Source organism: Halosimplex carlsbadense 2-9-1, from assembly GCF_000337455.1.
Classification (GTDB): Archaea; Halobacteriota; Halobacteria; order Halobacteriales; family Haloarculaceae; genus Halosimplex; species Halosimplex carlsbadense.
In genome coordinates, this window is the sequence record NZ_AOIU01000005.1 from 1 (window position 1) to 22552 (window position 22552).

Genomic DNA, 22552 nt, shown 5'->3' on the forward strand with positions numbered 1-22552 from the left:
ATCAGAGATGTGTATAAGAGACAGTCGTCGATCTCGTAGCGGCCCTCGCCGTGAGCGATGGGGAACTCGACGACCTCGCCCTCGTCGAAGTGGTCGGTCCAGGGCGTGTCGGCGTTCTCGACGCGGAGGTGGACGCGCTCACACTGGAAGCGGGCGCTCTCGTTGGTGGTGAACGCGCCGGGGGTGAGCGACGACTCGCAGCCGATCTGGGCGCCGTTGCAGATGCCGAGGACGGGCGTCCCGCTCCCGGCGGCTTCGCGGACCTCCTCCACGATGGGCGAGCGGGCGGCCATGGCGCCGGCCCGCAGGTAGTCGCCGTAGGAGAAACCACCGGGGAGGACGACGCCCGTCGTGTCTTCGGGGAGGCCGTCCTCGTGCCAGACGAGGTCGGCGTCGATGCCGAGGTGTGCGAGCGCCTGGACGGTGTCGCGGTCACAGTTGGACCCGCCGAACTGGACGACGGCGACGGTCACAGCGGGCACCCCCCGGTGTGCGAGCAGCGCGTCGGCGTCGATGAGACGGCGACAGTCATCGTTCCTCGACGGTGACCTCGTAGTCGTGGATGGTCGGGTTGGCGAGCAGGCGCTCGGCCATCTCGTCGGCGCGCTCGGCGGCGGCGTCGGCGCTCTCGGCGTCGAGATCGACCTCGAACAGGTCGGCGGCCCGCAGGTCATCGAGTTCGAACCCGAGCCGCTCGAGCGCGCGGCCGGTCGTCTCCGCCTCGGGGTCGAGCACGCCGTGTTTCAGGCGGACCTCGACCGTCGCGGTGTAGGGGGTCATCACCTGAGTGGCGGCGGCGCCGGGAGAAAACGGTTTTGACTCGCCGCGGTCGTCGCGGAGAACCCGGCGGCTCGCGGACCGCTCTCAGGCGGCGTCGAAGTCGACGGCCTGCCACTCCTCGGGCTGGTCGGGGAGTCCGCGGACGCGGATCGCGCGCTGGCCGTCGGCCTCGCGGAGTTCGACCTGTCCGTCGAACGCCTGGGCGATCGACGAGAGCGTCTGGTCGTCGACGGCGTCGGGGTCGATGGCGCAGACGCCGAGGCCGTCGGCGGTTCGGATGCGACCGGTCAGCGTGTGGACGAAGCGGAACACGGACTTGGCGGGCGCGTAGACGACGAACGGCGAGAGGGTGTACACGCCGGTTCGGACCCGCGCGGCGCCGTTGGCGTGGATCCGCTCGTACAGCGAGGAGAACTCGATACCGGCACCGGTCAGGTCCGCCGGACTCCCGACCGCGTGGACGTTACACGACTCGTCGTCGGCACCGTTCTCCGTGCAGTCGACGGCGCCGACTCGCGCGAAGTCCAGGTCGCCGCCGAGCGCCTCGTAGTCCGACAGCGTCTCGCGACCGTCGGCGTCGGCGGCGATGAACAGCGTCCCCTCGCGGGAGTGGCGACGCAGGAGCATCCGCATCGTCAGCTCGCGAATGCCGCCCAGCGCCGGTCCCGTCACGAGAATGTTGGTCCCCCGCTCGACCCCTCGCAGGGGCAGGCTCTCGAACGTGTACGTCGGTTCCTGCAGGCTCATGGGTCATCACCGCCGTCGTCTCCAAGCCCCGCCCCCTCGTGGTCGGCCGTATCGCGCGCGTCCTCACACTCGTTGAGCTGGCGGCGCAGTTCGAGTTGGTCCATCGCCTCGGCCGCGAACCGCCGAAGGTCAGCGAGTTCGTCGTCGGTGAACGTGCGCGGCTCGTCGTGAGTCAAACAGAACGCGCCGATCGTCGCGCCGCGAGGCGTCTCCAGCGGCACGCCGGCGTAGGCGCGGATGTTCAGTTCGTCGAGGCGGTCGTTGTCGGCGAAGCGGTCGTCCTCGTGGGTGTCCTCGACGACCATCAGGTCGTCCCGAAGGATCGTGTGAGTACACATCGAGTCTTCGCGGGCGAGCGTCTCCCAGGAGGCGCCGGCACAGGCGAGAAAACGTTCTTCGTGGGCGTCGATCACGCCGACGAACGCCACGTCCACGTCGAAGTACTTCCGCGTGAGCGCCGTCAGCCGGTCGAACGCCTCGGCGGCGTCCATACCGGGTCGGTCGTACTGTTCGAGCGCAGCGAGGCGCTCGTCCTCCCGCGTCGGGAGCGGGTAGCCGACCTGCGTGCGCTGGCTGACGAGGTTGCCGACCATCCGGGCCAGCGCGTCGCGGGCGTCCGGCATGTCCCGCGGGAGGTACTCGACGACCACGTCCTCGCGGTCGGCGGTGTCGATCCGGTCCGGCGACGCGTCGGTAAAGAGGATACAGGGCGTGTCGGGCGTCGTCTCCCGGATTCGCGCAGCCACGTCGAGACCTGTCCCGTCCGGGAGGTCGTACGCCGTAACGACGCAGTCGACGCCCCCGGCGTCGAGGGCGTCGCCGGCCGCTGCGACCGATCCCGCCGCGGTCATCGCGACTTCGTCGTCCGCGGCGAGCGCGTCGGACGTAGCCGCGCGCTCGGCCTCGTCGGCGTCGACGCACAACACTGTCAGTTCGCGCATATCCGTCTCTGCACACCCTTTCGACTCCACCGTTATAATTCTCTGCGTACGCGATCCAACCTTGATACCGACCGGGGCGGGCCGACGCGTGCGAACCGACCACGCGGGACGAGAACGCTTTAGGCACCGACGCCCGTCAGCGCTATCCGATGACTGTCCGTTCGCACATCCGTTCGCCGGCGCCCCGGCGGTGGTTCCCGTGACCAGCGACCTGACCGAGATCGTCGTCGTCGGCGACGACGACACGGGGCTCATCGCGGAGATCACCTCGACGCTCTTCGAGCGCAACATCAACATCGAAGACCTCGACCAGGCGGTCCGGGAGGGCGTCTTCCGCATGACCATGCGGGTCGACACCTCGGAGATGATCGTCAAGGAGGAAACGCTGCGGGAGAACCTCCACGAACTCGGCGACGACCTGGGCGTCGACGTGCAGGTGCGGTTCCCCGACGACCGCGAGACCCAGCAGATCGCCGTCCTCGCTACCAAGGAATCCCATTGCCTGGAGGCGATCTTCGAGGCGTGGGCCAGCGGGAATCTGGGCGCCGACGTAGAGGTCGTCATCGCCAACCACTCCGATCTGGAGCCGCTGGCCGAGAAGTACGACGTGCCCTTCCACGACATCGGCGACGAGAAGGGCACCCCCGACGAGGGCGAACTGCTCGACCTGCTGGCGGAGTACGACGCCGACCTGGTCGTCCTCGCGCGGTACATGCGCATCCTCAGCCCCGACGTGGTGTTTCGTTACGAGGACCGCATCATCAACGTCCACCCGTCGCTGCTGCCCGCGTTCCCCGGCGCGTCGGCGTACATGCAGGCCATCGAGGAAGGCGTCCGCATCGCGGGCGTCACCGCCCACTACGTGACGACCGACCTCGACCAGGGCCCCATCATCACTCAGCGGGCGTTCAACGTCCCCGACGACGCCACCGAGGAGGAGTTGCAGCAGATCGGCCAGCCGCTGGAGGCGGAGGCGCTACTGGAGGCCATCGACCTGCACCTCACCGACGAGGTGACCGTCCACCGCGGGCGGACGAGACTGCGCGACCCCGAGGACACCGACGCGCAACTCGGCGCCCCGCGCGACCTCGATCAGGCCAACCCCGACCGGCCGATCGACGGACTGGGCGAGTACGTCGCCGACCAGGGCGACGGCGAGGGGTCGGACGAGGAGCCGGAAGCCGAAGCCGACGACTAACGACGCCGTCGCGGCCGCTAGACGGGCCGTAACTAACGGGTCCCCGGCTGATCGTCCCGCCATGGGTACGGGTATCAGCGGTCCAGCGGGTGAGCGGACGCGGAGGCGGTCGAGCGGATGAGCGAGCGCGTCTCGACCGGCGTCACCGCGCTCGACAGGGAACTGAACGGCGGCCTCCCCGCGGGGACAGTCGTTGTCTTTCGCGCCGACCCCGCCAGCCAGGCCGAGCTGTTCTTCGAACGGCTGGCGGCCCAGCGCGAGACGCTGTATCTCACCGTGGACCGACCGCCGACTGCGGTCTCGGCGTCGCTCCGCGGCCACGGCGACCGATGCGTGGACCGCTCCGTGCGGTCGGTCGACGGCGACGCGCCGACGGTCGACACGCTGCGGTCGCTGCCGTCGCTCCCCGACGAGGGCGTGCTGGTCGTGGACTCCATCGGACCGCTGGAGCGGGCCGACGCCGGCCAGTACCGCGCGTTTCTGGACGAACTCCGGTCGACCGTCTCGCGGACGAACAGCGTGGCCGTGCTCCACGCGCTGAAACACGACGAGGTCCCGGCACAGCGCCACCGAACCGAACACGTGGCCGACCTCGTGTTCGACCTCGTCACGGAGATCCGGAACGACACCGTCGAGAACAGGCTGGTCGTCCCGAAGTTCCGCGGGGGTCGGGCTCTGGCCGAACCGCTCCGGATCGCGCTCACCGACCGGATCGCGGTCGATACCAGCCGGGACATCGCCTGAGACGACGAGCCCCTGTGAGTGGCTGAAAGGATAGCGAACAGGCGACACGAACGGCTCGCGGGACGGTGTGTCGCGCTCCCGCGGAGCGCCCCGCATCGGAACTCAGGTCACGGGGCGAGGTGCGTCCGGAATCGCACTTGAACTTGTGGCCGACCGGTGGGACCCGGCGACGCGTCCGAGGCGTCACTCCTCGACCGCGAAGTACTGTTCCCGGTGGCGCCGGCAACCAGGGTTGAACGCCGCGTCGCAGGCCGGGCAAGCGTCGTCGCAAGTGAGGTACTCACGGACCGAGAGCGTCGCGCCGCACGCGCCACAGAACACGGCCGGATCGTCGAAGGCCTCGCGGGGGATCCGCTCGGCGCCGTGGTCCGTGAGGGCGTCGTGACACCGGAAACAGGGATAGTACGACCCGCAGCAGGGAAACCGGATCGCGACCACGTCGACCGGGTCGTCGTAGTGGCCACAGCGGGTCTCGGCGTCCACGTCGACCCCGCGTAGCGGGACGGAGAACCGCTCGTCCGTCTCCGGCGGACGGGTCGTCCGTCGCTTCGGGTCCGGATCGGCCGTCATCGGTTTCGGGGGGCAGTCAGAGGTCTCGCACCGCGTCGACGGCGGCCTCCAGCGACGGGGCGTCGAAGGCGTCGCGGCCGACGTAGGCGTTCGTGCCGGCACAGTAGAGGTCGCGGGCGGCTTCGACCACGCGGTCGTCGAGCGGTTCGGGCCGGCGCTCGCACAGCGACTTCCAGTCGGCGACGCCGCGCTCGTCGGCCTCGGCCTTGGCCGCGGAGACCGCCTCGACCCACTCGGGCTGGGTCCGCTTGTGATACTGGCGGACGACCTCCTTCGAGACCTGCTGGTCGCCGTAGGAGAAGCGGTTCTCGTCGAAGGTGCCGACTACGTCGGCGACGCGTACCTCGCCCTCGTAGTACAGACACTCGATCTTGCCGTCCTCGTGGGTGAGCCCGGCGTCGGCGGCGCGGTCGGTGACGACCGCGTTGGCCTCGCGAGCGATCGATTCGAGGTCGTCGATGCTCGCGGTTCCGGCGATGCGGTCGGCCTCCTCGCGGGCGAGATACCGGTCCTGCTCCTCGTACTTGGTCGAGAACTCGACGACGGGGTCGTCCAGATCGACGGCCTCGTCGGGCCAGGCGTCGAAGTCGAGGCCGTGGTCGGCGGGGTCGGTGCGTGTGCGGAGCGAGGAGCCGACGGGGACGCGATTGCGGAAGACGATCTCCAGCGGGACGAGGTAGTTCTCGCCGGCGTCGGCGTGATAGGCGTCGTAGTCGTAGCCGCTTGGATCGGCGCTCTCGTCGCCCTCGAAGGGCAGGTCGGGCACCTGCGTGAGTTCGATGACCATCTCCCGGGGCGCCGCGCCCGAATCCTCGCGAGCGTGCGAGGGAGGGGTCGCTGAGCTTTGCTCAGCGGCGTCGAGCGCGTCGTCGAGCGGGACCGCGCCGTCGGTGGCGTCGGTCGTGACGCCCTCGTAGTGGGTCGGGACCCCCTCGGATTCGAGCAGCTCGAAGTTGAACGCGCCCATCGTGCAGAGCGAGGCGCCCTTGTCGGGGATCTCGTCGGGCATCTTCCCCCAGTCGAACACCGAGTAGTCGTCGGTGAAGACGAACGCGCCCCGGCCCAGACTGTCGGCCGTGGCGGGCTCGTCCACCCGGAACTCCTTCACGGAAGTCATTGCCGGACTCTCTCGCCCCCGCGGCAAAGTCGTTTCTCACTCGCGGTCCGCGAGTCGGTCCGCGGAACGGCCTGGAAGTCCCCCTCCGATCTCGGCCCAAAACGCCTATTCCGTTCGGGTCTGCAGTTGCGCCCGATGGTCGAATCCGTCGGGCTGGCTGTCGCGATCGTCGTCGTCACGACCGGTGCGGTCTGGCTGGGGAGCACCTGGCTGGAGTCGGCGAGCGAGCAGCTCTCGGAGTACTACGGGCTCCCGCAGGTCGTCCAGGGGTCGGTCGTGGCGGCGGTCGGGTCGAGCTTTCCCGAGCTGGCGACGGTCGCGGTCTCGGCCTTCGGCGGCGCGCTCGGGATCGGGACCGGCGCGATCGTCGGCTCGGCGATCTTCAACGTCCTCGTGATCCCCGCGGTGGCGGGCATCTCGACGGACGAGGACGTCGAGGCCAACCGGACGCTCGTTTACAAGGAGGCGCAGTTCTACATGCTCGCGGTCTCGGCGCTGGTGATCACTTTCGCGATGGCGGTCATCTACTACCCCGTCACGGGGGTCGACTTTATCTCGGGGGAGATGAACCGTTCGCTGGCGGTTATCCCGCTGGCGCTGTACGGGCTCTATCTGTTCATCCAGGCCCAAGACACCGCCGACCACGTCGCCGACCCCGAGGCCGGCGCCGGCATCGACGCCGCCCGGCAGTGGGGGTACCTGCTCGCGGGCCTCGCGGTGATCCTCGTGGCGGTCCACGAACTGGTCGGGGCGGTCGAGACGATCGGCGCGGCCGTCGGCGTCGGCGAGTTCATCATGGGCGTGACCGTCGCCGCGGCGGCGACGAGCCTGCCCGACGCGCTGGTGAGCGTCCGCGCCGCGCGCGACGACCGCGGCGTCGCGTCGCTGGCAAACGTCCTCGGGTCGAACACCTTCGACCTGCTCGTGGCCATCCCGGTCGGCGTCCTCATCGTCGGGACGTGGTCGTTCAACTTCGAGCTCGCGGTCCCGATGTTCGCGGTCCTGACGCTCGCGACGGTCCTCCTGTTCACGTTCCTCCGGACCGACCTCGCGCTGTCGACGCCGGAGTCGGCCGCGCTCCTGGTCGCCTACGCGCTGTTCGTCGGCTGGGTCGTCGTCGAGGAAGTCTCGACTGTCGTTTCCGTCCTCCCGAGCGGCTGAGCGCTCGGGTGTGCGGCGGCCGCCGACCGCGGACTCGCCGTCATCGACAGCGGGCCCATCGGCCGGTTCCCGGCCGCTTATGACGCTGGCAGCAGTGGGGACGTGCAATGGCAGACGACGCCGCGCCGCGGACCAACGTGCCGCGCGGGGAGTTCGACTTCGAGCACGCCCCCGAGACCGACGGGTCGTTCGAGAACGCGCTGGCGAAGGCGCGGGCCGGCGAACGGCTCACCGTCGACGACGGCGTCGAGTTGCTGACCACGGGCACCGAACGCCCCGGGATCGACCGCGAGCGGAAGGAACGCGTCCTCGAAGCGGCCGACCGGCGCCGCGCCGAGGTCGTCGGCGAGGCGGTGACCTTCGTCGCCAACCTCAACAACAACGTCACGACCGCCTGCAACACCGGCTGCCTGTTCTGCAACTTCAAGGACCGCTCCGAACGGTTCCGCACCGCCAACGACGAGGACCACGGCGGGTTCACGAAACGGCCCGCCGAATCCCGAGATATCGTCCGCGATGCCGTCGAACGCGGCATCTACGAGGTCACGTCCGTGTCGGGGCTCCACCCGGCGTTCGCCCTCGACGACGAACACCGGGCGATCCTCGAATCCAGCGACCGCGGCGACCTGAACTACCGGCCCCCCGAGGAGTACGACGTGGACCCGGGCACCTACTGCGAGCAGATCGCGGCCATGAGCGTCGGCGGCGTCCACGTCCACTCGATGACGCCCGAGGAGGCCTACCACGGCCGCCGCGGCACCGACTGGTCCTACGAGGAGGTGTACGGTCGGCTGCAGGAGGCGGGGCTGGACTCGGTGCCCGGCACCGCGGCGGAGATCCTCGTCGACGAGGTGCGCGATGTGATCTGCCCCGGCAAGATCGGGACCGACGAGTGGTTGGAAGCGATCGAGGCGGCGGCGTCGGTCGGGCTCGACGTGACCGCGACGATCATGTACGGCCACGTCGAAAACGAGATGCACAGGGCCCTGCACCTGAAACGGATCCGCGAGCTACAGGACCGGACGGGCGCGATCACGGAGTTCGTCCCCCTGTCGTTCGTCCACCAGGAGACGCCGCTGTACGAGGAGGGGATGGTCGAGTCGGGGGCGACGACGGACGAGGACGAGTTGCTGATCGCGGTCTCGCGGCTCTTTCTCGACAACGTCGAGCACATCCAGTCGTCCTGGGTGAAATACGGCGACGAGCAGGGGCTGAAGATGCTCTCCTGTGGCGCCGACGACTTCATGGGCACCATCCTCAGCGAGGAGATCACCAAGCGCGCCGGCGGGGCCTACGGCGAGGTCCGCTCGTTCGACGAGTACGTCGAGATGATCGACGCCATCGGCCGGGTCCCGGTCGAACGGTCGACGGACTACCGCCAGCGCCGCCGGATCGACCCCGACGGCGGCCCGCACGGTCCCGAACTCGGGCCCGAGGCCGACGGAACGCCGCTCGTCGACCCCGAGTGGCTGGACGGCGCTGCGAGCGACTCGGCGGGCGCCGACGACTGAGGGGAGCCGACTCCGACGAGTCTATCCGTTCGGTGGGCGAACACGAGCGCGATGTCGGAGTCCCTCCGCGACGCGCTCCGGGAGCGAGTCACCGTCTGGGCCACTCTCCAGTGGGCCGTCGCCCTGGCCGTACTCTATCACCTGCTCGACCCCTCCCCCGCGCAGTTCCTGACGACGACCGTCTCGATGGGGGTCTTCGGGCTGTCGGAACTCGCGACCGACGTGTACGACGTGCGCCAGTTGGTCAGGAACGCCGGTTTCGGCGTGTACGCGCTGGTCGGCGGCGCCGCGATGCTCCTCTCGGGCCCGAACGTCGTCGCGTTCCCGGTCGCGTTCCTGCTGGTCGGCACCTGGTTCGTCCTCGACGCCGTCCAGACGGTTCGCCACGAGGGCGCGACCGAGGACGAACCCACCGGCCGCGAGGTGTACCACGACTACGTCGGCCGGCGGGTTCGTGAGGCGCTCGACGAGGGGCCGCGCACGCGCCGGGAGCTGACAGAAGCGCTCGACGCCGACGACGAGGCGATCGACGCCGCCGTCGAGACCCTCGAGTCGCGCGGCGTCGTCGTCCGCGAGGGGAGCGCGATCCGCGCTGTCGACCCCGACGACGACGGGATCGCGGCCCGGGTCGCCGGACTCGCCCGACGGATCGCCCGCCCGCTCACGCTCGAATTCCGCGACGAAGGGTGCGACGCCGGCGACCCGGAGCGGGGGACCGTCGGCCGCACCGCCGGTGAGGGTCGCGACGGACGGGGCGACCGCGACGACGCCGAGGCTGGCGGGCAGAGTCGGGACGGCGAGAGCGAACGCGAGTACGAGACGGCCGACCGGTGAGAGCGCCGGTGGCGTCAGCGAGGGAACGACGGGCCCGAGAGAGGGAAAGAGATTCAGGGCGACGTGGGACGAGCGCCCGGGCCCGCCGTGACCGTGCCCGTCCAGCAGCGGTTCGTTAGGACGCTCACCACCTATCACTGTTGCCGGTCATGCGAGGTGGGTTTATACCAGACTGTTTTCCGTCGGGGGCGCCTGGTGGTCGGTATGCGCTACGTGACCGTTCGGGCGACGCACGCCGAGGGCGACGCGTTCCACCCGCTGGGCGCGGCGGTGGCCGACGAGCCGGCGGTCGCCACCGGACCGATCCACCAGCTGGAGGTGATCGACGGCGAAACCGGCGTCTCGCTGTCCGAGATCCGGTCGGGGCTCGACCGCTACAGCGAGATCCTCGCCGAATCGCCGTTCGTCATCGAGTACACGACGACGGGCACCGACCGGGGGTTCGCGTACACCCACTTCGAGCTGGACGACCTGATACGGCGGCTCCTCCGATACCGACGCAGTTCGGAGCTGATCGTCGAGATGCCCATCGAGTCCGAGCCCGACGGAGCCACCGTGGTCACGCTCGTCGGCGACACCAGCGCGTTCGCCGGCGCGTTCGACGGGATCCCCGAAGAGGTGAGCGTCGAAGTCATCGAGACCGGCGAGTACGACCCGGGCGTCCGCCAGCTGTCCGGTCGGCTCACCGCTCGTCAGCGCGAAGTGCTCTCGACGGCGGTGCGGGCCGGCTACTACGAGAACCCCCGCGAAGCGACCCACGACGAGCTGGCCGGCGAACTCGGCGTCTCGCCGGCCACCGTCGGGGAACACCTCCGGAAGATCGAGTCGCGCGTCTTCTCCGGGTTCGTCGCCGGCGAGTAGCGCGAGGCGCCGCCCGTGCGAGCGGATTTTCCTCCCCGCTCGCGCGCTCGTCCGAGTCGGAACGGACTTTTGCCAGGAGCGCTTCCCGGCAGACACCGATGAACGCGGACGCGGTCGTGCTCGACGTCGACGGCGTGCTCGTCGACGTGGCCGACTCCTACCGCCGGGCGATCGTCGAGTCGGTGTCGCGGGTCTACGGCGACACCATCGAAAAGGCCGATATCCAGCAGTTCAAGGACGCTGGCGGCTTCAACAACGACTGGGAGCTCACGTACGCCGCCGCGCTGTACGTGCTCGCGCGCGACGAGGGGCTCGCGCTCTCGCTCACCTCTTTTACCGACCGGGTGGCCGCCACGGGCGGCGGCGTCTCCGCGGCCGAGACGGTCGTCCTCGACGCGCTCGGCCCCGCCGAGCGCGAGCGCGTCATGAGCGAGTGGAACCCCGACCGCCTCCGGCAGGTGTTCCAGCAGCTCTACCTCGGGAGCGACCTCTACCGCGACCTCGAAGGCGCCGAACCCGACACGGACACGTCGGGGTACATCCACGACGAGCCGGTCATCCTCGACGGCGAGACGACCGACGCCCTCGAAGCTCGCTACGACGTGGGCGTGCTGACGGGCCGGCCCGCCGCGGAGGCCGACATCGCGCTGGACCGGGTCGGCCTGGACGTGCCCGACGACCACCGGTTCACGATGGACGACTGGGAGGAGGGCAAGCCCCACCCGCGGGCACTGGTGACGCTCGCCGACCGGTTCGACGCCGACTCCGTCGTCTTCGTCGGCGACACGCTCGACGACATCAAGACGGCGGTCAACGCCGCAGCCGAGGACCCCGACCGAACGTATCGCGGCGTCGGCGTCCTCACCGGCGGGCTGACCGGCGACGAGGGCCGTCGAAAGTACGAACGGGCCGGCGCGACCGCGGTGATCGACTCCGTCAACGACCTGCCCGGATTGCTCGACGGCGACGGGGACTGACACCCCGGCGAGCGTCGCGGTCGCGGCGACGGCGCCAGCCGGCGGGGTCACGCCGGTTCGCCGAATCGCTAACCCTTATCCTGATCTCGGCCCAGACACCGGTATGGACATCGCACTGCTGGGTGGAACCGGCGACATCGGCGAGGGACTGGCGCTGCGGTGGGCGTACCACACGTCCCACACCGTGATCGTCGGCTCCCGGGACGCCGAACGGGCCGACAACAAGGCCGAGGAGTACGCGACCGAACTCGACAGCCGCGGGGTCGACAGCGACATCGACGGCGCCGAGAACGCCGCGGCCGCCGCCCGCGCCGACGTGGTCGTCGCCGCAGTCCCGGCCTACCACCTCACCGACACGGTCGAAGCCGTCGCCGACGAACTCGACGACGGCGACGTACTCGTCTCGCCCGCCGTCGGCATGAAACGCGACGAAGAGGGGATGCACTACAACAGACCGGGCGCCGGCAGCGTCACCGCACTGGCCGCGGGCGCGGCGCCCGACGACGTGGCCGTCGTCGGCGCGTTCCACAACCTCGCCGCCGACCGCCTCGCGAACCTCGACGCCGACCTCGACGTGGACACCCTGATCGTCGGCGACGACGAGGACGCCGTCGAGACGGTCTCGGCGCTGGCCGAGGGCGTCGAGGGGCTGCGCGCGGTCTCCGCCGGCGGCATCGCCAACGCCGCCGAAGTCGAGGGGCTCACCCCGCTGTTGATCAACATCGCGATGAACAACGAAGGGATGCACGACGTGGGCGTGAAGTTCCACTGACCCGGTCGCGCTGAGGAGGCGTCGCTGCCGAACCCTTTTATTCGATGACGAGCAACTTCCGGATATGAGTGCCACTGTCGAGATAACGGAAGAGGACGGCCGGTACACGGCCGTCGACAGTGAAACTGGAGTCTCTGGAGTTGGGAAATCGCGGGCACTCGCACTCGCGGCACTCGCTCTCCAACTCGACGATCGTGACGGCGATATCACGGCCGAAGACGCCGACACGGAGACCACGCTCCGGGCGCTCGGTGCTCGGGTCCGTCATCGATTCGAGGAAGAGGGGGTAACCGAGGAGGATGTCGACGACGCTATCGCATGGGCTCGGTCACAGTAGTCCTCGATACTAACGTTCTCGTGTCGGCACTCGGATTCGGTGGGACGCCACTCGAAGCGGTAGTCTACGCCGTCGACGATGCGGGGACGGAGATCGTCGCCAGCGACGAGACACTCGCTGAACTCGGTCGCGTAATGGAGTACGATCGGCTCCCGATCGCTGAACGGGAGCGGGAGTCGTTCCTGACGATTCTTCGTCGCGAGGTCGAGGTCGTGGCTGCTACCGAGTCGATCGATGAAATCGAGCGCGACCCGGACGACGACGCGTTTCTGGAGTGTGCTATCGCAGGCGACGCCGACGTTCTGGTCTCCGGCGACGACCATCCCCTGGAACTCGGCGCGTTTCGCGGGATCGATATCGTCTCGCCCGCTGGCTTTCTTGCGTCAGTCCAGTAACTCACTCGTCTCCGGACACGGCAGGCAACGCTTCGACCAGATCGACGGCCGCGTCGACCGCCCGGGCGCCCTTCTCAATCCGCTCGCGAGCCTCCACTGCGCTCATGTTCGGCCCCTGAACCCCGAACGTGACAGGGGTGTCACGGTCGACGCTCACGGCGCTCAACTGCCGTGCGGCCGTGTGCGTGACCACTCGGTCGTGGTCGGTGTCGCCCGTGATCACGACGCCCAGCGCGACCACTGCGTCGATATCGTCTCGGCGGGCGAGGCGGTCGGCCGCCAGTGGCGCGTCGTAGACGCCCGGGACGGCCACCCGTTCGGTGACCTCGGCATCGCGCCGGTCGGCGTTCGTCCGCGCCTGTGCCTCCATTTCTGCCACGAACACCTCGTAGAATTCCGCGACCACGAGTCCGAGTGTGACCATGAATACCGTCCGTCGCAACGTTTGAAATTCGTTATCGTTCTCAGGAATGTGGCGGGTTGGGCGATGGCGGTTACATCGCTCGCGCTGTCGCTCGGAGCGTTCGAAAAGCGGAGATCGGAAGGGGGTCTACGCGGAGGCCTGGTTGAGCGCGTCCTCGATGTCGTCGGCCTGAGTGACGCCGACGAATCGCTCGACGATGCCGTCGTCGTTCTCGACGATGAGGGTCGGCAGCGAGCGGACGTGGTACTCGTTGGCCACGTCCTGCTCCTCGTCGACGTTGATCTTCTCGAAGTCTACCTCGCCGTACTCCTCCTCGAGGTCGTCCAGGATGGGGTCCTGGGTCTTGCAGGGGCCACACCAGTCGGCGTAGAAGTCCTTGAGCGTGACTGTCATGGATTCACCGAAAATTGCGAATCCGGAGAGATAAGGGTTTCCACTACCGCCGAACGGCCGCCCTGACGGTCGCACGAGTGACAGCTTCGGTGGGCCGTCGGCGGTGCGCGCGCCGTCGGTTCGAGCGGGCGGGCTCGGGTCAGGACGAAAGGCTTAGGCGGACGGACGGAGGAGGGAGAGACATGAGCAGCAACGACGGCGGCGGACTGATGTCCAGCGCGGGCCTGGTCCGATATTTCGACGCCGAAGACCGCAACGCCATCCGCATCGACCCGAAGACGGTCATCGCCTTCGGCGCCATGTTCGGGTTCCTCGTGCTCGTCCTCCGCGCGACGCTCTGAGAGGGGCACCTCGCCGAGTCGACGGCCGACTACCGCTGGTGACGGCTGCGAACCGCCGTCGGCAGCCGTGACCGCGACGTTTTCAAGGCCCGCCCGTCAAGCCGGGAGCATGCACTTCGACCAGCGGACGCAGGCGGCGCTCCGCGAGGCCGGCCTCTCGACCGAGGAGATCCAGGCCGCCTCCGAACGCGTCGTCGAAGCGACCGACGAGGCCGCCGCCGACCTCGAAGCGTTCTTCGCCGAGCGTGAGACGGTCTACTCCGACATGGACCAGGCCCACTCGGCCGAACAGTTCCCCGACCACGCCGTCGACTACCTCGATCTCTTCACCCACGCCGACGACATCCGGGGGTACCTGCGATTCGACTCCTGGGGCGTACCCGTCGAGGGAGGTCGGGTCCTCTCCGACGACGTGGTCGAACTGTCGCTCGGCCCGACGGTGAACGACCGGGTGCGCTTCGCCGCCGACCGAGACGCGCTATGAGCGGCGACGGCGACGCGGTGAACGCCGACGACGGTGACGGAGACGCCGGCGCCGCGCCGACCGTCCGGGTCCGCGGCATCTACACGACGGCGCTGACGCGGCTGTTCGAGGACCGGGGGCTGTCGGTGGTGCAGGCGTCGCCGCCGATCCGCGACCGGTTCGACGACGAGTTCGCGGTCGCGCCCGCCGGCGCCGCGGTCTCGACGACCGACGACCGACAGGGGGCCGGGATCGTCGGCGATAGGGAGGCTGTCGCGGCAGCGCTCGACGCGGCCCGCGGGGTCGACATCGACGCGCTGGCCTGGCGCGACCCGACGCCGCGGGGCGCCGTCTACGCCGGCGAGGTGACCGAGACGCTCGGCAGCGGCGCGGTCGTCGAGCTCGGTGACGGAGCGACCGATGCTCCCGGCCCCGAGGGTAGCGAGGGGGACGGAACCGACGACTCGCTCCCACCGGTCGCCGGGACCGACCGGGAGGGCTTTCTCCCCTATTCGAAGACGGCGACCCACGTCGAGGAGGGCGACCGGCTGCGCGTCCAGGTGAAAGAGCCCGCCGCGCCGTGGGGGTCGGGCCGGCCCGTGCTGGACACGACCGTCCGCGTCCAGGCCGGGCTGGCGACGCTCGTCCGCGGGTCGTCGCCGGGCGGGAACGGTCCGGAACTGGCCGACCTGCTCCCCGTCGACCCGCCGGAGGGCTGGGGTATCGACTGGGACCGCGCGGCCGACGACGCGGATCTCGACGCGCTGGGCGACGCGCTCGACGCGGTCGCCGGGCGCGCCGCGGCGCTCGATTCGGCCTTCGACGACGCGCCCGACCCGGAGGAAGCCGCGCCGGGCTGCTACTGGGCCGGCGAGGCGACGGTCTGGCTCTGGTTCGGCCGCGAGTCGCGGTTCGGCCTCGACGACCGCCGGCGGGACGTGACGGCGACGATGCCCGGCCACCACCGCACGAAGGCGGCGACCAACGGTGCGAGCGCGGCCGTCGACTTCGTCGAGGCAGTCTGTCCCGACGCCGGGACCGGCGGCGAAACGGACTTCCCGTTCGACGCCGTCACCAGACAGTTCGGCCCGATGGAGGGCGACAGCGTCCGCATCGACCACGGCAAGCCCGACGGTCGCATGTTCTCGCTCGGCAGCGGGGAGGTGACTCGTCGGGACGCCGACGGGACGGTGGTGGTCGAGCGTCAGATGTCCGGCCGGGGCACCTACGACGCGCTCGGCGTCGACCAGCAGGCCGGCGACGTGGCCGTCACGAAGCTCACCGAGGGCAAGTGGTGGTACCCGACCGTCTACCGGGGCGAGGACGGCGAGAAACGGGGCACCTACGTCAATATCTGCACCCCGGTCGAGGTGTTCCCGTCGGCGGTCCGCTACGTCGATTTGCACGTCGACGTGGTCAAACACGCCGACGGTCGCGTCGAACGCGTCGACGACGACGAACTCGACGCCGCCGTCGCGGCCGGCCACGTCCCCGAACCCCTCGCGGAGAAGGCTCGAAGCGTCGCCAGTGCGGTCGAGAACGCGCTCTGAGTCAGCCGCCCTCTTCGTCCGACTCCTCGCCGCCGAGCAACCGCCACGCACCGATCCCGAGGCCGGCCAGCGCCGCGGCGGGGCCGAACCCCGGGCCGTCGCCCGCGGTCGCGCTCTCCGTTGCCACTGCGTCGCTCGTCTCGGGCCGATCGTCGTCCGTCCCCTCGCCGCCGCCGTCGTCTTCCGTGGCGGGCCGACCGCCCGGATCGGTCGGGGCGACGGTCGCGTCGGTCGACCCGGAAGTGGGCGTCGGCGTCGCCCGGGCCACGTCGGGGAAGGTGTAGACCCTCGCGGGTGCGTCGAGGTCCGACGGGTCCTCGAAGCTGGCAGCGACGACCGCTCCGCCGGGCGCCGTGAGCCGGGCCGTCCAGAAGTTCGTCGTCGACGACCGCCGGAAGTACCGCACGCGTTCGGGCTCGGCGGGCTCGGTGAGGTCGTGGACCGCGACGCCGCCGCGGTACCACGAGGAGTACAGGTGGCCGGCTGCGAGTTCGAAGTTGTGCGCGGTCGTCCGGACCCCGTTGATATTCGTATCCGCCGTCGGCGGCGGCTCGATCGTCGACAGGTGTTGTGGCGAGCGGGGGTCGGCGATGTCGTAGATGGCGATCCCGCTCGGACCGCCGGGGTCGTCGGGGCCGGGCGTCGTCCCCTCCTTCCCGAAGTTGGAGTTCCAGCTCTCCTTGCCGACCGCGAGCAGCGAACTATCCGGGTCGGTCGCGGCGTAGTGGTCGTTGCCCGGCGGTTCGGAGCTCTCGCGGGCGACCGCCAGCCCGTCGAGTTCGGCCAGCGTCTCGGGGTCGCGCTCGCGCACGTCCGCGACGTACGCCGGCTCGGCGGGGTCGGACACGTCGAGGATCCAGGTGCCGGCGTCCCAGTAGGCGAGGTAGGCGAAGCCGTCGCGGACGAACACGTCGTGGAGCGTCCGCAACTGCAGGGGAACCGACTCCCAGACCGGATCGCGGTCCAGTACCGACCAGCGTGCGACCTCGCGCGGCTCCTCGCGACCCAGGTCGACGACGAGCAGCGGGTTGGCCTCGCGGTCGCTCCGCGTGAGGTAGGCGTACTCGCCCGCGAGGTCGCAGTTGTGGACCGGGTAGGCCGTCTCGTAGGCCCGCAGGAACGCCGGGGCGGTCGGGTCGGACACGTCGAACAGCGCGACCCCGTAGAAGCTGTCGGGGTCGTAGCTCGCGGGGCCGCCGACGAGCAGGCGCCCGTCGTCGTACTTCACGTCCCGGACGCCGCCCATGCGCCGGGTCGTGCCCGGCGGCGAGATGTCCCGCTCGCTCGCGACGACCGTCGGGTTCGCGGGGTCGCGCAGGTCGAGGACGGCGAACCCGTCGCCGACCGCGACGAACGCCGTCTCGCCCTCGGGCGTCAGGACGGCCTCCGTCGCGCCTTCGACCGCGACGCTACCGATCGGTTCGTAGTCGGAGGTGGGAGTCGCGACCGCCTCTGTCGGCGTGGGCGTCGGCGTCCCGGACGGCGTAGCGGTCGAGTCGCCACTCGCGGTCGTCGCGTCCCCGGCCTCGCCCGATCCCGGCGCCGTCGGTCGAGCGTCGCCGTCGCGGGTCGCCAGGGCGGCGACACCGGAGAGTGCGGCGGTCCCCGCGACCGCCCGCAGGAGGTGACGTCGATGCACGTCCCCGGTCTAGCGGCCGACGGGTATCAGTTTCCCGGTAGGGCCGATCGGAGCGATGGCTCGGCGGTCACGGCTCGTCGCCGCGGTCGCCGAGCCGCCAGGCGCCGATGCCGAGCGCTGCCAGTCCCGACAGGACGCCCAGCCCGGCGCCGTCGCCGCTGGTGGTGTCGGTGGCTCCGCCGGTCGACCCGTCGGTCGCCGTAGCTGTGTCGTCCGCGGTCCCGCCGGCCGTCGCTGTCGCGGTCTCGCCGGCCATCCCGCTCGTCGCGGTCGTCGAGTCGGTGGGCGAGGCCGTCGGCGTCGGCGAATCCGTCGGCGTCGCGGTCGACATCGGCGAGTCGCCGGGCGTATCGGTCGGCGCCGCGGTCCCCTCGGAAGCCGTCGTCTCGACCGGTTCGGCGGTGTCCGTCGGCAGGTCGACGCCGGCGCCGGAGGGCGTCACCGTCGCCGGGTTGTCCGAAGGATCGGGGAACGTGTAGAACCCGCCCGGGCTGTCTCGCTCGGTCGGGTGACGGAAGCTCGTCGCGACGAAGAAGTCGCCGGGGACGCCGGCTTGGGCCGTCCAGAAGCTCGTGCGGTCGCCGTCCATCCAGTGGGCCAGCTGCTCGGGGCTGGCCGGGTCGGAGATGTCGTGGACCTTCACCCCGCCGCGGTACCACGACGAGTAGAGGTAGTCGCCGACGATCTCGAAGTTGTGCGAGGTGGTCCAGAAGCCGCCGTTGCGGCGGGCGGTCTCGCCCTCGGGCGGTTGGGGCGGCTCGATCTCCGTCACCCGTTCGGGGCTGGCGGGATCGCTGATGTCGTAGAGTATGATCCCGCTGGGGCCGCCCAGGTCCTCCTCGTCGGACTCGTCGTCGTCGACGCCCCCTTCGAGGTTCCAGCTCTCCCCGCCGACCGCGAGCAGGTCGCCGTCGTCGTCGGGCTGGACGTAGTGGGCGTTGCCGTCCGGTTCGAGCGCGTATTCGATCGCCTCGCTCCCGCCCACGTCCTGTAGATCCGACAGGGAGTACTCCGACGCGTGGCCGACGTACGCGGGACTGGCGGGGTCTGACACGTCGAGGATCCATCCGCCCGCGTCCCAGTACGCCAGATACGCGCGTCCGTCCTGGACGTACATGTCGTGGAGGTTCACCAGATTGCCCGACAGCTCGGCGTAGCCCGCGTCGTACTCGGCGGGCGACCACCGCGCGACCGACTCGGGCTGGTCCGGTGCCACGTGGACGATATCGAGTTCGCGCCCGTCGGTCAGGTAGGCGTACTCCCCGTGGAGGTCGGAGTTGTGGATGGTGTAGGTCGTCTCGTAGGTCTTCATCGGCCGCGGCTCGGTCGGGTCGGTCACGTCGTACAGGGCGATCCCGCGGAACGGACCCGCCGCTGCCGAGGTCGCAAGCATCAGCCGACCCCGGTTGTACTTGATGTCGTAAAAGCCGGTGATGCTCCGACCGTCGGGTCCCGTGATCCCGGTGTAGGTCCCGATCACTTCGGGGCTCTCGGGGTCGGCGCAGTCGACGACGTAGAAGCCGTCGATCCGCGACGCGAAGGCGTACCGGCCGGACGGCTCCATCACCGCCTCGGTGGTCTGGTAACCGGCCTGCTCGTTGGACACGTCGAGGCTGGCCAGCGGCTCGAAGCCGTCGGCGTCGGCGGTCACCGTGTCGCTCACCGGCGCGGTCGCCGTCGGCGTCGCGGTCGTCTGGGAGGAGGGCGATGCGTCGTCGTCGCTACCGGCGGCGGTCAGGGCGCTTCCCGCGATCCCTGCGAGACCGGCAGCGCCGACTGCTGAACGGAGGTATTCACGGCGGCGCATGCACCACACTCTCCGGGCGGCTGTCGTTTAGGTTTGCTGATCGGTACGGCGGGTCCGCACCGACCGCGCTCGAACGCGCCCCTTTTCCACGCGCCCGGTGTAGGGCCCCCATGTTCGAGTCACGCCCGGACCGCGACGCCGAGGTCGCCCTCGTCGGCCGGTCGAACGTCGGCAAGTCGACGCTCATGCGCGAGCTCACCGGTCACACCTTCGACACCGGCCAGCGCCCGGGCGTCACCCGCTCGCCCAACCACTACGACTGGACCAGCGAGGACTTCATGATCACCGACCTCCCCGGCTTCGGCTTCATGGAGGGCGTCCCCGAGGACGTGCGCGAGCAGACCAAGACCGACATCGTCCGCTACATCGAGGACAACGCCGACAAAATTCTGACCGCCGTCCTCGTCGTCGACGGCAAGGCGGCCGTCGATATCATCGACCGCCACTCGGGCCCCGACGAGGTCCCTTACGACGTGGAGATGTTTCACTTCCTGCGGGACGTGGACGTACCCGTCGTCGTCGCCGTCAACAAGATGGACAAGGTCGACGACCGCGACGAGCGCCTGAACGAACTCTGCGACCGCCTCGGCCTCTATCCCCCCTGGAAACAGTGGCAGAACACCATCGCTCCCATCTCCGCGAAACGGGGCTCCATCGAACCCATGACCGATGCCGTCCGCCACCACCTCCACGAAGCCGAGCGCGACGACCTCTTTCAGTTCTTCTGACCGCGGGTGCGAGCGGCGGCGGAGGCGGTGGCCGCTCCGGCCCGTTATCATCTGGCGAAAATCGGACCGTGCGCTCAATACCCCGAGGTGCAACTACCGGACAGGCACTGATGGTAGCTTTCTCACTCCCGTTTCTCACGTACGTCTCCGCGTACGGCGCGGCCGTTCTCGGCTGCGGGCTGTCGGTCCCGCGGGCGCGAACGGTACAGGACGAAGCCACCCGGCGCGGCCTGGTCTGGCTGTTGGTCGCCAGCGGCGGCTGGGCGCTGTTCGAACTCGGCTTTCTGGTCGCCCCCACCCAGGGGACGGCCTACGCGGCGTATCTGGTCAGTCTCGTCGTCGGTCTGACGACGGTGGGCGCGTGGCTGTACTTCTGCTCGGCGTACACCGGGCGGACGTTCCACCGGAACGGTACCTACCGCCGGGCGGCGGTCGCCGTCTACGTCGCCATCGTCGCTGTCAAACTGACCAACCCGCTCCACGGACTGTACTTCTCGACGGCGTTCGTCACGACGCCGTTCGTCCAGATGACGGTCCGCCACGGCGTCGTCCACTGGGTCGTGACGGGGCTGTCCTACGCGCTGGCGGCGGTCGGCTTCTTCATGCTCTACGAGCTGTTCCTCGAAGCGGGCCACGACACGCGGCCGCTTGGGGCGGTCGTCGCGGTGACCGGGCTCCCGGTCGTGCTCGACATCGTCGGGTTCGCCACGCCCGTCCTGCTGGATATCAACTACGAACCGCTCGGCGTCGCGGTGTTCGCGGTCGGCGTCCTCTACCTGTTCGACGAACGGTTCCTCGCGGTCCAGCTCACCGGCGGCGTCGAGGAACCGGTCGTCTACCTCGACGACGACGGCCGTGTCCGCGAGTACAACGACCGGGCCGAGCGGCTGTTTCCGTCGCTGCCGTCGGCGGTCGGCGACCCGTTCGAAGCGGCGCTGCCGTCGGCGGCCGAGGAGCTGTCTGCGGAGCGGTCGGTCCTCGAACGGTCCGAGGACGGCGAGACGCGCTACTACCTGGTCAGCGACGCCGCGTTCTCGCTGGGCCAGACCGACATCGGCCGGCTGGTGCTGTTCTCGGACGTGACCGAGACCGAACGCCAGCGGCGCGAGCTCGAACGGCACAACGACCAGCTCGAAGGGTTCGCGGCCGCGATCAGGCACGAGCTGCTCAACTCGCTCCAGATCGTCGACGGCCGGGTGACCGTCGCGGCCGAGGCGCTGACCGAGGGCGACGTCTCCCGAGCCCGGGACTCGCTGGCGACCGCCTCCGATCGCGCGGACCGAATGTCGACCGTCGTCGACGACCTCGCCGACCTCGCGCGCCACGGACAGACGCCGGAGCGCGTGCGGACGGTCGAGGTCGGTGCGGTCGCGCGGGCGGCGTTCGACGACGCCGTGACCGGTGACCTCTCGCTGTCGGTCGAGTCAGGCGACGTAGAGGCCAACGAGCCGCGCCTGCAGGACATGTTCCGGAACGCCTTCGAGTTCGCCGCGCACAACGACGCGTCGACGGTGACGGTGTCGCTACGGCAGGACGGCTTCGCGGTCACCGACGACGGCACCCCGCCGACCGGGACGCCCCCGGAGGCGTACTTCGACTACGGCGGTGCGGTCCCCGACTCGGCGGCGGGGATGACCCTCCCGAACCTGCGGATGCTGGCTCGGACCCAGGGCTGGACGGCGACGCTCGACACCGACTACGAAGACGGCGTCCGGATCGTCGTCACCGGCGCGACGGTCCGTCCCGCGGCGTGACTCGGCGGGACCGTGCGGTCGGGGCGGAACGCGATCGGGTCTAAAACTGCTGGCCCGCCGGCGCTCACGGGGCCACGAGGGCGGTCAGGCGACGTTGAAGCCCTTGTCTCGAAGGAAGTCCTCGACGCGTCCAGTGTGGTTACCCTGGAGCTCGATGGAACCGTCCTCGACTGTCCCCCCGCAGGCGAATTTCGATTTGAGGTCCGACGAGAGGCTATCCATGTCGACGTCCTTCGGGTCGAATCCCTCGATGATCGTTACCTCTTTCCCGTATCGTCGCTCGTCGATGCGGACGCTGATCTCCTGGGAGTCCTTGGCCACGTCCTCGCAGACGCAGAGCTCCTGGGGCAGTCCACACGTGGAGCAGACCTCAGACATACTGACCCGCGCGTTCGGTCTCGGTGGTTGACGGGCTGTGGCTGAGGTCGTGCGGCGTACTCGCCTTGTTCAGCGAGCAGACTTCCGACATTACGCATCCGCCTACGAAATGGACCTATTAAACACTGTC

The 22552-nt window shown here is 69.8% G+C and carries 26 protein-coding genes; 15 read left to right on the forward strand and 11 right to left on the reverse strand.

Annotated elements, in window-relative coordinates:
* The 4 genes from purQ to C475_RS01475 form a co-directional block, all read right to left on the reverse strand.
* Positions 1 to 473 (reverse strand): phosphoribosylformylglycinamidine synthase I (gene purQ / locus C475_RS01460; RefSeq protein ID WP_049929864.1); only part of this gene is annotated, 473 nt, incomplete at its 3' end.
* 55 nt (positions 474 to 528) lie between these two features.
* Positions 529 to 780: a phosphoribosylformylglycinamidine synthase subunit PurS gene (purS, locus tag C475_RS01465; RefSeq protein ID WP_006881954.1), complete on the reverse strand. Its 252-nt coding sequence runs from the start codon at positions 778 to 780 to the stop codon at positions 529 to 531.
* Positions 781 to 864: 84 nt separating this feature from the next.
* Positions 865 to 1527: a DUF7504 family protein gene (locus C475_RS01470; protein WP_006881955.1), complete on the reverse strand. Its 663-nt coding sequence runs from the start codon at positions 1525 to 1527 to the stop codon at positions 865 to 867.
* A complete protein-coding gene (locus C475_RS01475; RefSeq protein ID WP_006881956.1) occupies positions 1524 to 2468 on the reverse strand; it encodes a GAF domain-containing protein in 945 nt (314 codons plus the stop codon). Before C475_RS01475 ends, C475_RS01470 begins: the two co-directional genes overlap by 4 nt.
* Before the next feature lie 199 nt (positions 2469 to 2667).
* Between C475_RS01475 and C475_RS01480 the strand changes: the two genes are divergently transcribed.
* Together C475_RS01480 and C475_RS01485 are read left to right on the forward strand one after the other, a co-directional pair.
* A complete protein-coding gene (locus tag C475_RS01480; RefSeq protein ID WP_006881957.1) occupies positions 2668 to 3666 on the forward strand; it encodes a formyltetrahydrofolate deformylase in 999 nt (332 codons plus the stop codon).
* Between the two features lie 117 nt (positions 3667 to 3783).
* Positions 3784 to 4410, forward strand: a complete 627-nt coding sequence (locus C475_RS01485; RefSeq protein ID WP_006881958.1) for an RAD55 family ATPase — start codon at positions 3784 to 3786, stop codon at positions 4408 to 4410.
* Between the two features lie 183 nt (positions 4411 to 4593).
* Here C475_RS01485 and C475_RS01490 read toward each other — a convergent pair whose 3' ends face one another.
* Together C475_RS01490 and C475_RS01495 are read right to left on the reverse strand one after the other, a co-directional pair.
* Positions 4594 to 4980: a CHY zinc finger protein gene (locus C475_RS01490; protein WP_006881959.1), complete on the reverse strand. Its 387-nt coding sequence runs from the start codon at positions 4978 to 4980 to the stop codon at positions 4594 to 4596.
* A gap of 16 nt (positions 4981 to 4996) precedes the next feature.
* On the reverse strand, positions 4997 to 6097 hold the full coding sequence (locus C475_RS01495; protein ID WP_006881960.1) for a phosphoribosylaminoimidazolesuccinocarboxamide synthase: 1101 nt from the start codon (positions 6095 to 6097) through the stop codon (positions 4997 to 4999).
* Between the two features lie 135 nt (positions 6098 to 6232).
* On the opposite strand from C475_RS01495, the gene C475_RS01500 reads away from it, so the two are divergent.
* The 8 genes from C475_RS01500 (at position 6233) to C475_RS01535 (ending at position 12945) form a co-directional block, all read left to right on the forward strand.
* Entirely contained in the window at positions 6233 to 7258 is a 1026-nt protein-coding gene (locus C475_RS01500) for a sodium:calcium antiporter (RefSeq protein WP_006881961.1), read from the forward strand.
* Between the two features lie 107 nt (positions 7259 to 7365).
* Positions 7366 to 8769, forward strand: a complete 1404-nt coding sequence (gene cofH, locus C475_RS01505) for a 7,8-didemethyl-8-hydroxy-5-deazariboflavin synthase subunit CofH (protein WP_006881962.1) — start codon at positions 7366 to 7368, stop codon at positions 8767 to 8769.
* A gap of 51 nt (positions 8770 to 8820) precedes the next feature.
* A complete protein-coding gene (locus C475_RS01510; protein WP_006881963.1) occupies positions 8821 to 9603 on the forward strand; it encodes a hypothetical protein in 783 nt (260 codons plus the stop codon).
* A gap of 204 nt (positions 9604 to 9807) precedes the next feature.
* The gene (locus tag C475_RS01515; protein ID WP_006881964.1) at positions 9808 to 10464 is read left to right on the forward strand and encodes a helix-turn-helix domain-containing protein; all 657 of its coding nucleotides are present in this window, start codon (positions 9808 to 9810) and stop codon (positions 10462 to 10464) included.
* A gap of 98 nt (positions 10465 to 10562) precedes the next feature.
* Entirely contained in the window at positions 10563 to 11441 is an 879-nt protein-coding gene (locus C475_RS01520) for a TIGR01548 family HAD-type hydrolase (RefSeq protein ID WP_006881965.1), read from the forward strand.
* A gap of 103 nt (positions 11442 to 11544) precedes the next feature.
* The gene (gene npdG / locus C475_RS01525; protein WP_006881966.1) at positions 11545 to 12213 is read left to right on the forward strand and encodes an NADPH-dependent F420 reductase; all 669 of its coding nucleotides are present in this window, start codon (positions 11545 to 11547) and stop codon (positions 12211 to 12213) included.
* A 64-nt stretch (positions 12214 to 12277) separates the two neighbouring features.
* Complete coding sequence (locus C475_RS01530) at positions 12278 to 12550, forward strand: hypothetical protein (RefSeq protein ID WP_049929868.1); 273 nt, start codon at positions 12278 to 12280, stop codon at positions 12548 to 12550.
* Positions 12532 to 12945, forward strand: a complete 414-nt coding sequence (locus C475_RS01535) for a putative toxin-antitoxin system toxin component, PIN family (protein WP_006881968.1) — start codon at positions 12532 to 12534, stop codon at positions 12943 to 12945. The genes C475_RS01530 and C475_RS01535 overlap by 19 nt, the downstream gene beginning before the upstream one ends.
* A 1-nt stretch (position 12946) precedes the next feature.
* Here C475_RS01535 and ribH read toward each other — a convergent pair whose 3' ends face one another.
* Positions 12947 to 13369 (reverse strand): 6,7-dimethyl-8-ribityllumazine synthase, encoded by a 423-nt coding sequence (ribH, locus tag C475_RS01540; RefSeq protein ID WP_006881969.1) that lies wholly within the window; start codon positions 13367 to 13369, stop codon positions 12947 to 12949.
* A gap of 126 nt (positions 13370 to 13495) precedes the next feature.
* Positions 13496 to 13762 carry a thioredoxin family protein gene (locus C475_RS01545; RefSeq protein WP_006881970.1) on the reverse strand — a complete coding sequence of 89 codons (267 nt, stop codon included), beginning with the start codon at positions 13760 to 13762 and terminating at the stop codon, positions 13496 to 13498.
* Positions 13763 to 13944: 182 nt separating this feature from the next.
* Between C475_RS01545 and C475_RS01550 the strand changes: the two genes are divergently transcribed.
* The 3 genes from C475_RS01550 to C475_RS01560 all read left to right on the forward strand — a co-directional run bounded on the left by C475_RS01550 (position 13945) and on the right by C475_RS01560 (position 16116).
* A complete protein-coding gene (locus C475_RS01550) occupies positions 13945 to 14103 on the forward strand; it encodes a preprotein translocase subunit Sec61beta (RefSeq protein ID WP_006881971.1) in 159 nt (52 codons plus the stop codon).
* Positions 14104 to 14212: 109 nt separating this feature from the next.
* Positions 14213 to 14587 (forward strand): DUF7532 family protein, encoded by a 375-nt coding sequence (locus C475_RS01555; protein WP_006881972.1) that lies wholly within the window; start codon positions 14213 to 14215, stop codon positions 14585 to 14587.
* A complete protein-coding gene (locus C475_RS01560) occupies positions 14584 to 16116 on the forward strand; it encodes a DUF402 domain-containing protein (RefSeq protein WP_006881973.1) in 1533 nt (510 codons plus the stop codon). Before C475_RS01555 ends, C475_RS01560 begins: the two co-directional genes overlap by 4 nt.
* 1 nt (position 16117) lies before the next feature.
* Here the strand turns inward: C475_RS01560 and C475_RS01565 are convergent, their stop codons facing one another.
* Entirely contained in the window at positions 16118 to 17755 is a 1638-nt protein-coding gene (locus tag C475_RS01565; protein ID WP_006881974.1) for an LVIVD repeat-containing protein, read from the reverse strand.
* Positions 17756 to 17822: 67 nt separating this feature from the next.
* Entirely contained in the window at positions 17823 to 19562 is a 1740-nt protein-coding gene (locus C475_RS01570) for an LVIVD repeat-containing protein (RefSeq protein WP_006881975.1), read from the reverse strand.
* Positions 19563 to 19672: 110 nt separating this feature from the next.
* On the opposite strand from C475_RS01570, the gene engB reads away from it, so the two are divergent.
* Both engB and C475_RS01580 read left to right on the forward strand, forming a co-directional pair.
* Positions 19673 to 20290 carry a GTP-binding protein EngB gene (gene engB, locus C475_RS01575; RefSeq protein ID WP_006881976.1) on the forward strand — a complete coding sequence of 206 codons (618 nt, stop codon included), beginning with the start codon at positions 19673 to 19675 and terminating at the stop codon, positions 20288 to 20290.
* 110 nt (positions 20291 to 20400) lie between these two features.
* On the forward strand, positions 20401 to 22044 hold the full coding sequence (locus C475_RS01580; protein ID WP_006881977.1) for a histidine kinase N-terminal 7TM domain-containing protein: 1644 nt from the start codon (positions 20401 to 20403) through the stop codon (positions 22042 to 22044).
* An 84-nt stretch (positions 22045 to 22128) separates the two neighbouring features.
* Here C475_RS01580 and yciH read toward each other — a convergent pair whose 3' ends face one another.
* Positions 22129 to 22422: a stress response translation initiation inhibitor YciH gene (gene yciH, locus C475_RS01585; RefSeq protein ID WP_006881978.1), complete on the reverse strand. Its 294-nt coding sequence runs from the start codon at positions 22420 to 22422 to the stop codon at positions 22129 to 22131.
* Positions 22423 to 22552: the final 130 nt, after the last annotated feature.